The organism is Pantoea sp. FN0305, assembly GCF_050113845.1.
Lineage (GTDB): Bacteria > Pseudomonadota > Gammaproteobacteria > Enterobacterales > Enterobacteriaceae > Mixta > Mixta alhagi.
This window is the reverse complement of record NZ_JBNJSN010000001.1, coordinates 113740-127678: the sequence shown is the minus strand read 5'-3', so window position 1 is coordinate 127678 and position 13939 is coordinate 113740. Positions and strand designations below refer to the sequence as shown.

Annotated in this window: 10 protein-coding genes; 2 read left to right on the top strand and 8 right to left on the bottom strand. The window is 57.1% G+C overall.

Features of this window, described 5'->3' with window-relative positions; translation table 11 throughout:
* Positions 1-100: 100 nt before the first annotated feature.
* From ndk to ACQE3Y_RS00620, 3 genes are all read right to left on the bottom strand, one after another.
* A complete protein-coding gene (gene ndk / locus ACQE3Y_RS00630; RefSeq protein WP_038624703.1) occupies positions 101-532 on the bottom strand; it encodes a nucleoside-diphosphate kinase in 432 nt (143 codons plus the stop codon).
* Between the two features lie 185 nt (positions 533-717).
* The gene (pbpC, locus tag ACQE3Y_RS00625; protein WP_426980659.1) at positions 718-3042 is read right to left on the bottom strand and encodes a peptidoglycan glycosyltransferase PbpC; all 2325 of its coding nucleotides are present in this window, start codon (positions 3040-3042) and stop codon (positions 718-720) included.
* A 34-nt stretch (positions 3043-3076) separates the two neighbouring features.
* A complete protein-coding gene (locus ACQE3Y_RS00620; protein ID WP_426980658.1) occupies positions 3077-8047 on the bottom strand; it encodes an alpha-2-macroglobulin family protein in 4971 nt (1656 codons plus the stop codon).
* 9 nt (positions 8048-8056) lie between these two features.
* Here ACQE3Y_RS00620 and ACQE3Y_RS00615 point away from each other — a divergent pair, with 9 nt between their 5' ends.
* Positions 8057-8311, top strand: coding sequence for a hypothetical protein (locus tag ACQE3Y_RS00615; protein WP_250650597.1), 255 nt, complete (start codon positions 8057-8059; stop codon positions 8309-8311).
* A gap of 55 nt (positions 8312-8366) precedes the next feature.
* Entirely contained in the window at positions 8367-9215 is an 849-nt protein-coding gene (gene sseA / locus ACQE3Y_RS00610; RefSeq protein WP_426971650.1) for a 3-mercaptopyruvate sulfurtransferase, read from the top strand.
* A gap of 95 nt (positions 9216-9310) precedes the next feature.
* On the opposite strand, the gene sseB is transcribed toward sseA, so the two are convergent.
* From sseB to hscA, 5 genes are read right to left on the bottom strand one after another with little or no spacing between them, the layout of a single operon-like run.
* Positions 9311-10090 carry an enhanced serine sensitivity protein SseB gene (sseB, locus tag ACQE3Y_RS00605; protein ID WP_426980657.1) on the bottom strand — a complete coding sequence of 260 codons (780 nt, stop codon included), beginning with the start codon at positions 10088-10090 and terminating at the stop codon, positions 9311-9313.
* Between the two features lie 59 nt (positions 10091-10149).
* Positions 10150-11436, bottom strand: a complete 1287-nt coding sequence (gene pepB, locus ACQE3Y_RS00600) for an aminopeptidase PepB (protein ID WP_426971646.1) — start codon at positions 11434-11436, stop codon at positions 10150-10152.
* Positions 11437-11484: 48 nt separating this feature from the next.
* On the bottom strand, positions 11485-11685 hold the full coding sequence (gene iscX / locus ACQE3Y_RS00595; protein WP_085070708.1) for a Fe-S cluster assembly protein IscX: 201 nt from the start codon (positions 11683-11685) through the stop codon (positions 11485-11487).
* A gap of 52 nt (positions 11686-11737) precedes the next feature.
* Positions 11738-12073, bottom strand: coding sequence for an ISC system 2Fe-2S type ferredoxin (fdx, locus tag ACQE3Y_RS00590; RefSeq protein WP_085070706.1), 336 nt, complete (start codon positions 12071-12073; stop codon positions 11738-11740).
* 3 nt (positions 12074-12076) lie between these two features.
* The gene (gene hscA / locus ACQE3Y_RS00585; protein ID WP_426980655.1) at positions 12077-13927 is read right to left on the bottom strand and encodes a Fe-S protein assembly chaperone HscA; all 1851 of its coding nucleotides are present in this window, start codon (positions 13925-13927) and stop codon (positions 12077-12079) included.
* Positions 13928-13939 lie beyond the last annotated feature (12 nt).

Here is a 13939-nt window from a genome sequence, read left to right as displayed (position 1 = left end):
CGCATTATTGTACAAATAACTGTAGCGTGAAGCTATTGCACGACCGGTTAACCTGACAATTAATTTGTAACTGTCATTGTGCGGTCAGGCGCATCCGTGATTAACGGGTACGCGGGCAAATCTCGTTTTCACCGAAAAAGAACGCGATTTCACGTGCAGCAGACTCCAGAGAGTCAGAACCGTGCGTGGCGTTTTCAGTGAAGCTGTCAGCGTAATCAGCACGCAGCGTACCAGCCAGCGCGTTAGCCGGGTTGGTTGCACCCATCAGATCGCGGTGACGCTGAACGGCGTTTTCGCCTTCCAGTACGGAAACAACGATCGGACCGGAGGTCATGAACTCAACCAGACCGTCGAAGAAAGGTTTGCCTTTATGCTCGGCATAAAAACCTTCCGCCTGCTCCTTGGTCAGGTGCAGCATTTTTGCAGCAACAATTTTGAAACCAGCGGCTTCGAAACGGTTATAAATTGCACCAATTACGTTTTTTGCCACCGCGTTGGGTTTTACGATGGAAAAGGTACGTTCTACTGTCATTTTGACCTCTGTCTTAACTTCCAGGTTAAGCCGGTTGTGAATATATTGATACCGGCCTGTGAAAACGGCGCCGATTATAGGGGCGCAGAGCCAGCTTGCCTATCTCAGAATCAGCAATTTATAGAAAAAGTATGATCCTTTTCGCGTTGCTGCTTCATTAATGCTCATTCTGACCCTACCGTAATTTATTCCACGGTAAAAGAGACGGCGGCGACCTGGCCAGCAGCATCCAGCACGCTGAGCTGATATTGCCCCGTACGATTAAATACCAACCGCTGCGTCAAACTGCCGTCGGCAGCGCTCAGTACTTCACCATTAAGAAACCACCATCGCGCCGTACCTTCTCCTCCCTGTGTGGTTACGCTCAGCGATAATTCAGATTTTCCCGGCAGACGATGCAGAATCTGCCCATCCCGTATGCCGGTTAAGAGTAGCGGCGGCGCGATACTTTGCAGGGCTGGCGCACAGCTGGCCGAGGGCAACGGCAGACGCTGCGCGCGCCGCTCGTTGGGCAGCAGCCACGGCTCCAGCGGCATGGGCCAAAGCGCTACCCGCCGGGCCCGCGCGCCACTGCAATCCGCTGCAACCCGCTCTCCTTGCGCATTGAGCCAAACGGTTTGCTGCAGGCCGAAAAGCCCTTCCTGACCGTCGGCAAGCAGGGTGGGTGGCGTGGTGCCGTTTAATACCCAGCTTTGTCGTCGCTGACGGCAGTTGCTGTCGCCTGCAGGCAACGGTTGTCCGCCCGGCCAACATAACGTTAACGCACTCACGCTGGCGGGACGCGGATCGGCAGGCAGCACAGCCCCACGCAGCTGCGGCGAGGCCATCAGCAGATGATGCACCTGATTAAGAACCGGAATAGCGCTTGCTGCACCAAACTGACCGGCTACCGGCGTGCCATCAGGCCGTCCAACCCATACCCCGATCAGATAACGCGCATTGATCCCGATAGCCCAGGCGTCACGATAGCCATAGCTGGTGCCGGTTTTCCAGGCTAACGGCGCTATCGCAGGCAACGCGGCGTCAGGCTGAGGCTGGGCTTCGCCCGCCAGAATGCGTCGTATAATCCAGGCCGCGCCAGGGGATAACAAAGGCCGTTCGATTAAGGGATCGCTGGCCAGCATACGCAAACGGGCCGCCTGGCCATGCCGGGCAAAAGCGCCATATGCCGCCACAATCTCTTCCATGCGCGCACCTGTGCCGCCAAGAATCAGCGACAGATTAGGTTCTGCCGCAGCGGGAAAACGCAGGGTTAAGCCCGCATTACGCAGCGCCGCAGTCAGACGTTTCGGACCATAAGCCTCCAGAAGCTGCACCGCAGGCAGGTTTAGCGAACGAACCAGCGCTTCGCTGGCGCTAACCGGGCCATGAAAGCCGGTATCAAAATTACCGGGTCGATAATCGCCAAAGCGGCGCGGCACATCCTGTAGCAAAGACTCTGCGGCGATCAAGCCACCATCCAGCGCCAGCCCATACAAAAAGGGTTTCAGCACCGATCCCGGCGATCGTACGCTGCCGATCATATCGACATGACCGAAGCGGCTCTCATCGTTAAGATCGACCGAACCCATCCAGGCGCGCACCTGCATCGTAGTATGATCCACTACCAGCACCGCCATAGAGGTACGCGGCGGCAACGATCCTTTCCAGCCCTGCGCTAACGCTTCGATCTGCCGCTGTAGCGAGGCATTGATGGTGGTGGTGATTTTGCCCTGCTTTGATAACGCCAACACCCGCCGCGCCAACAAAGGCGCTAACTGCGGCATCTGGCGCGGCGCAAGCCACACCGGCTCCTGCATTATTTCCTCAACGTCCGCCCGTGGCCAAACGCCATAGTCTGCCAGACGTAACAACACTTTATCGCGTGCTGCCTGTGCCCGTTCAGGCCAGCGGTCGGGGCGTAAACGGCTTGGCGCCTGTGGCAATACCGCCAACAGCGCCGCTTCGCCGCGCGTGAGCGCTGCAGGCGACTTACCCAACCAGCTCCAGCTGGCTGCTCCCACGCCCTCCAGCGTTCCACCAAAGGGCGCGCGGTTCAAATAGAGCGTTAATATTTCGCGCTTGGAGAGATGCCATTCCAGCTGCAATGCACGCCAGGCCTGATGCAGTTTGCCAGCAAAGGTTCGCGGCTGTGGATCGATCAACCGCGCAACCTGCATGGTAAGGGTGCTGCCGCCAGAGACGATCTCACCACCGCGTAGATCCTGCCAGGCTGCCCGTAAAAGCGCTAATGGATTGATGCCCGGATGATGCCAGAACCAGCGATCTTCATAAGTCAGCAGCGCCTGCAGATACCAGGGCGAGACTTCTTCCGGCGTGACCGGATAACGCCAAATGCCGTTTTTATCAGCGAAGCGCCATAGCGGGGTGCCATCTTCTGCTACCACCAGGCGGGCAGGTGCGGCCTGCTGCAACGGTAAAGGAAACAAACGATCCGCCATCCACAGCAGGGCCAGCAGAAAAAACAGACCTGCCAGCACAATTTTTACGGGGCGTAAAAGAGATTTCATAAAAAATAACGCCCGGTTTTACCCGGGCGCTCAGTTAGCGAACCGTCAGCCGCGCCGGCGTTTCACCGGTTGCGCGCCACTGCGGCACATACATCGATTCCACCTGCGGCGCCGGAACCTGATAGTTACCTGGCGTAACCGCTCGCGCTAAATAGAGCAGTTGAGCGGGCCGGTAGTTGTCCACATCAATAGCGGCAACAAAGCGATCGTCACGAAACTCCATGTGCTTAATGCTGACCTGCTGCATATCATTCATCAACTCCTGCACGTTCGCCGCGCTTTCGCCCAGACTGGCGCTGGCGCTGGCAAGGTTCTGATTCTCCAGCTCCAGCCCCGCAGGAAGCAGATCGGTAACCAGCGCATCCGGCACACGGTCGGTAGCCGAGACGGTGAGATGCACCAACATCAGTTGGCCACTTTTCACTGCTGTCAGAGACAAGGGGTTGCCATTGAGATCAAGATATTCACGACGCACAGCAAGGTTATGACTGGACGCCGGCGGCGGAGTCTGCGGGTAGCCGACTACCTCCAGGCGGCCATATACCGGGGCCTCGCTCAGGCTGTTTACCGTTATCCCAGCATCAAGCAGCGACTCGCCAGGCGGCAGAATGCGGGTTTTATTGCCGCTAATCAGCGCCTCCTGCTCATTGAGCCTTACCTGCCACGCCGTGCTTTCATCTTGCTCCAGCGTATGTGCTGCAAGAAATAGCGCATTGTTTTCCTGCGTCGATAGCCACTGCTTCCCGTTAAGCTGTTGCGCCAGAGCAATAATTAAATCGTCCTGCGCTTCCGGCAGTAACTGATACTCGCGCAGCAGGGTGAGAATTTGCGCACTGTCACGCAACGGGCTGCCGTAATCTTCCAGCCAGTAAAAATGGGCGGGACGCACGCTATGTATGCCCTGGTCCAGCAGCGCGTTGGCGCGTGGCGTATCGCCCATCAGCTTCAGCGCCACGCCCAGCTGCACCAGCGCCAGGCCCGATTTTGCCTGTGCTCGCTGTTCATACAGCGCACGCAATGCCCCCAGCGGCGCTTTTTGCTGACGTGCCAGAACCAGCGCAGCGTAAGACTGCACGTTAAAGCGCGTTGCCGCAGCATCATTGCTGTAATACACCTCTATTTGATTGCCATCCTGCAGGTAGCGCAGCAGACGCTCATTGCCTTTGGCCAGGATCGTCTTATCAGGATGATAGCCCTGCTCGCCTGCGCGCGTCAGGAAATCCATCGCATAGGCTGTAAGCCAGAATTCTTCGGCGCTCTCCTTACCCCATAAACCAAAGCCGCCGTTATAGCGCTGCATCTGGCCGATACGATCAATCCCGGTTTCAATCGCCGCGTGTCGCTCGCTATCGCTACCGCTTTTAATGCCCAAGGCCGTCAACTCTTTATGATTGGTGTATAGCGAGGGCCACAAACCGCTAATAGTTTGCTCCAGGCAACCGTAAGGCCAGGCATAAAGCTCGCTGATATAACGTGCAATGTTAAGTGGCGGACGGCCACTCAGCGCCAACTGGCTCTGTACTGTCGCAGGCTCCAGCCCGCTGAAGTTTTCAGCAGGCAACTGCCACGGCGTCCCGGGGCGTATAACAGCGTTAAAACTGCGCGTCTCTGCGGGCCAGGCGGGCCGTACGCCAAGGACCCAGCGGCCTTTACCCGGTGCCACATTTTCGCCCGGAATTTCCACGCCTGTAATAAGAGCCTCAATACTGCCTTCGCCATAACCCATTGCGGCACTGACCGGCACCAATAGCGTGGTGCGCTCTCCCGGACGCAGGCTTATCTGGCGCGGCGACGGATCCATCAGCGTTACCAGACCACTGGCCTGCAGGTTAACTGTCAATGTTTGCGGCCTTTCTGTGAGGTTGGTGATATCCAGCGCCAGACGGCTGCTGTCTCCGCCAGCCAGAAAGCGCGGCGATGCCATTTGAGTAATTAACGGCGCGGCAACCACCACGGTGCTTTCACTCTGGCCGAAGCGATCCTCGCTCCATGCCTGCGCCATCAGCCGCATCTCCCCGTTAAACTCCGGTATCGGCAGCGTAATGGTGCCCTCGCCGTTGGCATCCAGCGTAACCGGCTGAAGCTGTGTAGCCAGAATATTGACATGATTAACCGGCTGTTGCCCGCCGCGCTTTAAAGGATCGCCTTCATCGCCATCTCCACCGAAGCGCAACGCGGCCAGCCGCCCCTGCCCTTCGATTAGCTGTCCATAGACATCATACTGATCGGCGTTATAGCGCTTACGTCCAAAAAAAGCAGCATAAGGATCGGGCGTTTTATAGTCAGTAATGTTCAATACACCGCTATCAACAGCCGACAACAGCACCTGCACCTGCTTCGGCATATCACCGCCTGCGCTCGATGCCTTTACCTTTATCGTGAGGTTTTGGTTTGGTCGTATTTTTTGCGGCGCCGTTAGCGTCAGATTCAGTCGGCGCGCCTCGTCCTGCATCGGTAAATGTAAAATTCCTACGGCGCGCTTCGGCGTAATGCCCTGCGCTTTATCTCCGGGACGAATAACCAGCGCGCTGAAGTAAAGGTCGTGACGACGCCACGCCTTATCGACAGGAACCGCCACCTGGATGCCCCCGGCAGGTACATCGACTGTTTGCCACCAGAGCGGACCGCCACTTGACTCCACCAGCAGATAGCCTTTGCCTGCAGCAGGCGCTTCTATCTGTACCATCGCCCTGTCGCCCGGCTGATAGTTGGCTTTATCCAGCTTGAGTTTCACCTGATCGGGCCGCACCGCGCCGGTGCCATCAGTATTATCCTGCCAGCTGTAGCCTGCCCAAAAACGTATGCTACTGCGGCGCTCACTGTCAGGCGCAACCGCTTCGATTCGATATGAGCCCCACTCTACCGGGAAAGCGACTCTGGCCTCGCCTTCAGCGCTAAGCGTTATCTGGCGCGTCTCTTCAACCAGATCTTTTTGATCATAACGTGACTGCCAGCCATCGCCTTCGGCGAAACTCCAGTAATAGTCACGTCGTTCACGGATCAGCCGTACTTCAACCTGCTGATCGGTTATTTTTTCGCCGCGCGCATTAGCCAGCACAATGCTGAATTCTGCGCTGCTGTTCTCATCGACAACCGGCTGCATGAGGGTGGTGTCGTTGCGGTAATCATAAACCTCTTTACTGGCAAATAATGGGCGGATGCCCGGCAGCACCTCGGCAGGCCAGATCGCCTGGCTAACGCGACGTGTAACCGGACGCCCACCGCTTTCCAGCAGGCTGGCCTGCAGAATAAGACGAGCTGGCGAAGCTATTTCCTGCCAGGAGGCAGGCGCGGCGACCGACGCCTTGCCCTGCGTATCCAGCGTCAAATCGATTTCATCCAGATTGCGCTTCAGCCCCTGCTCATTAATATCGCCGAACTGATAGCCAGGCAGGCTTTTCACCGCTTCGCGATCGGGACGCAAAAACAGCTGCCCCTGCAGGCGATTGCCTGCAGCCGGCGCGCCATACAGATAACGTCCGCTGACGTGAAAGTTGATATCGCTGGTTGGTGATACAGGCCGATCGCTGGCTGTCAGGCTGAGCGCCATGCGCTCCGGCATAAAATCTTCGACGCTAAACGGCCACTGACGCGGACGGCCATCGCCCGCATCCACCCGTAGCATCCAGCGCCCGGTCGGCGCATCTTTTGGTAACGGATAACGCAGCTGCCACAGGCCGTTTTCCGGCTGCCAGGTCAGGGTGCGTGCCGTGTCACCATCCGGCTTCACAATATCTAACTTTACCGGCTGCGGTGGCAGCGGTTTGCCATCCGCGTCGCGCATCAGCGCATTAGCGATCAGCGTCTCGCCTGGGCGGTAGAGATCGCGCGGCCCGAAAATAAACAGCTGTTTGTCATAGCCTTCAGGTCCGGCAACGGCAAACTCCGCCAGATCCAGCGCCGGGCGACTAAGATCGATCAGCGACGTTTGATCGTTTTTGGTTGCGAGGATCAACTTCGCTTTGGCCTGCCAGGGCAGTGTCGCATGCCCCTGATCATCGGTGGTGGCCTGGCTTAAGATATGCCCTTTTTCATCCAGCATGCTCAGAGCCACGCCATCCAGCGACGCGCCATCCTCCAGCCGCTGGCTAAAGAGATCTACTCGCTGTGGGAACTGATGCAGCGAGAGGCCAATATCGCTGAGCGTGAAGAGCGTAGCGGCATTGGTGTAGCTGTAAGTTCCCGCCTGCTTCATAACGGCCAGATAGACGCCTGGCTGCGACAGCGGCTTAATATCCCCCAGCGGCAACTGGAGCTGTTCGCGCGTATTGCGTGCCGGGTTCAAATCAAAACGTCCGGTATAAACCAGATCCGCCTTTTGCAGCAGCGATTCAGACTGCCAGGTTTGCAGGCTGTTGCCATACTGCCAGTCGGCAATAAACGCCGGCAGGGAGGCCATTTTAATGCGGAAGAAATCAACATCCACCTGATTGACGTTAAGCGCCATTACCGGCAGCCCCGTTGTGATGCGCGTCGGCAACAGCGATCCACGGCTGGCGAACCCTACCATCGGCTGTATATCACGCGTGGTCAGCATCTGTTCCGCCGCTTTTTCCAGCGTGGCGCCGTTAGCGGCTTTCAGCCCGCTATCAACACGCACCTTGAGTTCTCTTGCTGGTTCCAGATGACGAAAACGCAGCTCTTTACGGTTAGGTGAAAGCTCCCAGCCGCCCTCCAGTGCGCCGCTTTTGCTGTCTGCGATATGAGCATATTGATTAAAGTTTTGCTGCTCATTCAACGAAACGGAAAAGGTCACCACCAGCGTGCCGGCGCCGTCGAGCTGCACTTCTGAAATATCGATAACCTGCAGCGGCTTGCCCTGCTCTCGCGCCTGCTGTGCGGCCCGCTGTTCAGCGCTGAGCTCAGTTGCGCTGCTCCTGGCTGTGGCCGTTGGTTGACTGGCGGCGGCCTTCAACGGCGTATCGGAATTGTTATCATCACAGCCGCTCAGCAGCATTAGCGACAGCAGCCAGGCGGCGCCAGCTTTATACCTTAACCGGGACATAGTTACTCCATGGCAAAAGTGCCTTGTAAAATCAGAGCGGCATTATCGCCTGAACAGAGAGAAAATTTAACAAGCCTGAATAATTTCCTGCGCAGCACCTTATTGCTCTGTTTACAAATTCTGGCAAGCGCTTATCGTGACGAAGAGAGGTTATTGCGGCGAGTGCCGCAAAACAAATGTAACCCTGAGGAAAAATATTTCGCTTTTTGCGGCTGCTTTTCCGAATCTGTAATCATGAACGCAGCATCAAAGATTGGGCCTTGAGCTGGGCTGCGAGATCGTCGACACTCACAGCACATCATTGGATATTGAGGTTGTTATGACATCCGCTCTCTTTGTAACCGCTCAGTGGTTAGCTGAACATCAGAACGATGCAGATTTGCAGATTATCGACGCGCGTATGGCGCCTGCGGGTCAGGAGCACTTACGGGATATGCATGCCGAATACGCGGCGGGACACCTGCCCAATGCGCCTTTTTTTGATATTGAGCAGCTCTCCGATCGTAACAGCCCTTATCCACATATGATGCCGCGTCCGGAAACTTTTGCGGTGGCGATGCGAGAGCTGGGCATCGACAGCACAAAACATCTGGTGGTATATGATGAGGGCAATCTGTTTTCAGCGCCACGCGCCTGGTGGATGCTGCGCGCCTTCGGCGTTGAACGGGTTTCACTGCTGGCGGGCGGCCTGGCAGGCTGGAAGCAGGCTGGCTATGCGCTGCAAACCGGCGATGTCGATCTGCCGGAAGCGGAGTTTGAAGCACACTACGATCCGCAGTTGGTGAAAAGCGTTACTGACGTGCTGTTGATCAGCCATGAAGGCACCGCGCAGCTGATTGATGCGCGCCCGGCCAATCGCTTCGCAGGCGAAGTTGACGAGCCGCGTCCAGGCCTGCGTCGCGGCCATATCCCCGGCAGCAGGAATGTCCCCTGGGGTGAGTTGGTGATGAACGGTCAACTGAAGCCGGAAGCGGAGCTACGCGCCATTTTTCAGCGTCAGGGCGTAGACTTAACCCAGCCTATCGTAGCCAGCTGCGGTTCTGGCGTCACGGCGGCGGTCGCTATCCTGGCGCTAGCAGCGCTGGGTATCAAAGAGGTTAAACTGTATGACGGTTCATGGAGCGAATGGGGCAGCCGCGACGATCTGCCTGTTGCCACGTCGCACTAAGCGCCGCGGCCTGGGGTAAGGCATCGCCACAATAAAGAAGGGTCGCCAGGCGACCCTTTAATCATTCATACGCTCTGCGCGGCGGCGAAGCCAACTTAGATAATGCGCTGGCCGCCTTTGAACTCACGCAGGAAACTTCCCCAGCGTCGTTCATAAAACGGCGTAATGTGCGCCGTGAAGAAATGGCTGATGCCCTTCTCGCCTTCGACGATTTGGCAGATATCCACCGGTTCATCATCCAGCAACGTATCGGTGGCGACCGCCCCCACAGCGCGAATGATCTTATCGATATCCTCATCCGCCTCAATAGCGATCAGCAGATTAGGTCGATCGTCTGCCTGCTCTTTGATATGCGCAATAAACGCCCGGCGCACCTGCTTATATTTGCTTAACAGCTGCGTTAAAGAATCGATCATCTGCGCAGGCGGCTCGGCAACTTCCGATAGCAGCAGCGGCGTACCGCCCTCCAGCACCGTTTGCTGGCTTAGCGCATCGCCCTCTTCCCCCAGCAGATGAGCAATCTCGCGTGGAGAGAACTCTTTCCCCGCTGGCAGTTTGGGATTAAGAAACAGCGTTTCGCCCTGCGTCATCTCAAACAGCGTGCGTACCGGCAGCATGACATAAGACTGTTCGCCCTCTGTCGCTTCCGCCATCGCCGCTTCGGAGGTAAAAAAAGGAATCACGCTGGTGCCATCTTCCTTTTCCCAGTGCTGTAGCTCTACCGGCGTGCTGGCATCCAGCTTTTCATCAGTGCTGCTGCCCGGCACCCAAACGCTGGCTTCCATCAGCAGGGTAAAAAACTCTGGCCGATGCGCAGGCTCGATCGCCGCCAGTTCCAGCACCTTTTCCAGACGTGCGTTAGCGTTTGTTTCCATGTGATTCATGCTCTTTCTGTCTTGTTTAACGGGGCCAGAACCAGGCTGGCCCCAGGCGCTTATTTCAGCAGCAGATTAGCGATGGTGCGCACGCCAAGCCCGGTCGCACCGGCTGCCCACTGTTCAACCGCGCCTTTACGATAGGTAGCGGAACAATCAATATGCAGCCAGCCCTGCTGATAGTTACTGACAAAATGCGACAGGAACGCAGCGGCCGTACTTGCGCCTGCGGTATGTGCCGCACCGGCAATATTGTTCAGATCGGCAAAGTTGGATGACAGATGAGTCCGATGGAACTCCGCCAGCGGCAGACGCCAGAACGCTTCGTTTTCGCTGGCGGCGCTGTTTAACAGCTCCTGCGCCAGCCGATCGTCAAAGGTAAACAGCGCGTGATAATCGTTGCCCAGTGCGGTTTTTGCAGCGCCGGTCAGCGTAGCCGCATCAATAAGCAGCTCCGGCTGCTGCTGGCTGGCATCAATCAGGCCATCCGCCAGAACCAGACGCCCTTCCGCATCGGTATTCATGACCTCAACGGTTTTGCCGTTGCGGTAGCGAATAATATCGCCCAGGCGGAAAGCGTTGCCGCTCACCATATTGTCTGCACAGCAAAGATAGAGTTTTACGCGTTTTTTCAGGCCGCGCGCAATCGCCAGCCCTAACGCGCCGGTAACGGTTGCTGCGCCGCCCATATCGGACTTCATGGAGTCCATAAAGGCGCTTTGCTTCAGGCTGTAGCCGCCGGTATCAAAGGTAATGCCTTTGCCTACCAGACAGGCGTAAACCGGGGTATTTTCGTCACCGCCCGGATTATAATCGAGCGCCAGCAGGACCGGACTGCGCGACGAGCCACGGCCCACGGTATGCAAACCCATATAGTTTTGCTCGCGCAGATCTTCACCCTTGGTGATACGGTAACTCACCGCATCGCCAGCATATTTGCTGATCAGATCAACCGCGCGCCGCGCCAGTTGCTCCGGGCCCAGCTCTTCAGCCGGCTGGTTAATCACATTGCGCACCCAGTCGATGATGTTCAGACGGCGCTCCAGCTCCTGGCGATCGCTGTCGCTGAGCGGTGCCCAGTCAACGCTGCGTTCGCCTTTTGGCCCGCGATAGCCTTGCCAAAACGCCCAGCTTTTTTCCAAATCCCAGCCGTCGCCGCTCAACGTCACATGGCGAATGCCCTGACCGTCAATTTTACGCGCGGCGCGCTGAATGGTTGCCAGCGCATCGCTGCCGTTCAGGTGGATTGTCATCCCTTCCTGGTTGCTGCTGAGGATCGCTTTTTCGCCCCAACGTGCATCCGCAGCCGTGGTCGACAGCGCGATATTCATCTTTTCAGTGGTCATTTTTGTGTCCCTTTATATTTTTCTGAAACGAGAATGAAGCTGCCGGAGTTACTCAAACTCATCCAGCCAAACCAGCAGTATCGCTTCAAGAATTTTTTCACTGGATGCATCAGGATTATCATCAAACCCTTCCAGCTGACAAATCCATTGATGCATATCGGTAAAGCGTACCGTTTTTGGGTCGGTATCAGGATAAGCATCGTACAAGGCTTCGCCGATTTCACGGCTGTCGGTCCATTTCAGTCCCACAATTTCTCCTCAGACGAAAACGGGCCGGCTTTAAGGCCGGCCCGCGTAATGATTAATGTTCGCGTGCGTGGTTGATGGTATAGCGTGGAAGCTCCACTACCAGGTCTTCATCCGTTACGCGCGCCTGGCAGCTGAGACGGCTTTCCGGCTCCAGTCCCCAGGCTTTATCCAGCATATCATCTTCATCTTCGCTGCTTTCCGGCAGTGAATCGAATCCTTCACGCACGATGCAGTGGCAGGTGGTGCAGGCACAGGATTTTTCACAGGCATGCTCAAGCTCAATGCCGTTGCGCAGCGCGACGTCAAGAATAGTATCGCCCTGTGCGGCGTCAAATACGCCACCTTCCGGCAGCAGGTCCTTATGGGGTAAAAAGACAATCTTCGGCATTGATCAAACCTCATCCACAGAATGACCGGCCAGCGCGCGACGGACTGAGTTGTCCATACGACGGGCGGCAAAATCCTGGGTTACTTTATCAAGTTGTTTTACCGCCGCGCTGATGGCATCGGCCTCTTCGGCGCGGAGTGTTTCCTGCAGCTGCTGCTGCGCCTGTTGAATCTTCTGTAACTCATCTGCGCTCAGCAATGCGGCATCTTCCGCCAGCGCGCCGGCCAGGCTTTCCAGCACCCGCAGGCCTTCAACCTTCTGCTCGGCCAGCTTACGCGCCGCCACATCCTGCTGCGCATAGGCCATAGAGTCGGTAATCATGCTGGCAATTTCGTTTTCGGTCAGTCCATACGAGGGCTTAACCTGAATCGAAGCTTCTACGCCGGTGGATTTTTCCATCGCCGTCACGCTCAGCAGCCCATCCGCATCCACCTGAAAGGTTACACGAATATGCGCACCACCAGCGGGCATGGCCGGAATATTGCGCAGCGCGAAACGCGCCAGCGAACGACAATCGGCAACCAGCTCACGCTCGCCCTGCAGCACATGCATGCTCATCGCCGTTTGACCATCTTTAAAGGTGGTAAATTCCTGGGCGCGCGCGACCGGAATGGTGGTGTTACGCGGAATGATTTTCTCAACCAGGCCGCCCATGGTTTCCAGCCCTAAAGAGAGCGGGATCACATCCAGCAGCAGCATATCGCTGTCCGGTTTGTTACCTGCCAGAATATCAGCCTGAATCGCCGCCCCGATGGCCACCACTTTATCCGGATCGATGGTGGTTAACGGCTGACGACCAAAAAATTCGCCAACCTTTTCACGCACCAGCGGGACACGCGTCGAGCCGCCCACCATCACCACTTCCAGCACCTCTTCCGGCGTGACATCAGCATCTTTCAGCGCCCGGCGGCAGGAGAGCAGCGTCCGCTTCACCAGCCCGGCGATCAGGTTATCGAAATCAGCGCGCGTAACCGTGCCCTGCCACTCGCCCAGCGTTACGGCAACGCTCTCATGTTCGCTCAGCGCGATTTTGGCGGCGATGGCCTTATCCAGCAGCTGCCGCTGTACGCTGTGATCGCCACGATCGTGCAGCCCGGCCTGCTCACGCAGCCAGTCGGCCAGCAGATGGTCGAAATCATCGCCGCCCAGCGCTGAATCGCCGCCGGTCGCCAGCACCTCAAACACGCCACGGCTCAGGCGCAGCACGGAAATATCGAAAGTGCCGCCGCCGAGATCGTAAACCGCAATCACCCCTTCCTGACCTGAATCCAGGCCATAGGCGATCGCTGCCGCAGTGGGTTCGTTCAGCAGACGCAGCACCTTTAACCCCGCCAGACGAGCGGCGTCTTTGGTCCCCTGACGCTGTGCATCATCGAAATAGGCGGGAACGGTAATTACCACGCCGTCCAGCTCGCCCTGCAGGCTTTCACGCGCACGCTCGGCCAGCGCCTGCAGAATATCGGCAGAAACGCGTACCGGATTCACTATGCCCGCTGCCGTCTGGATCATCGGCAGACCGTTTTCACTGGGCAGCAGTTGATAGGGAAGATGAGGATAACGCTGTTGAATATCGGCCAGCGAACGGCCCATCAAACGCTTAACCGAACTAATGGTATTCACCGGATCGGTTGCCGCCTGCTGGCGCGCTTCCCATCCTACGCAATTTTGCTGCGCCTGATACCACACCACCGAAGGCAAAAGGTGACGACCCTGCGCATCGGGCAGGGTTTCTGCCTGTCCGCTGCGCACGGTGGCGACCAAAGAGTTAGTGGTGCCCAGATCGATTCCCACGGCCAGACGACGCTGGTGCGGGGCAGCACTCAGACCCGGCTCGCTAATTTGTAATAACGCCATGTTAGTTTTCCC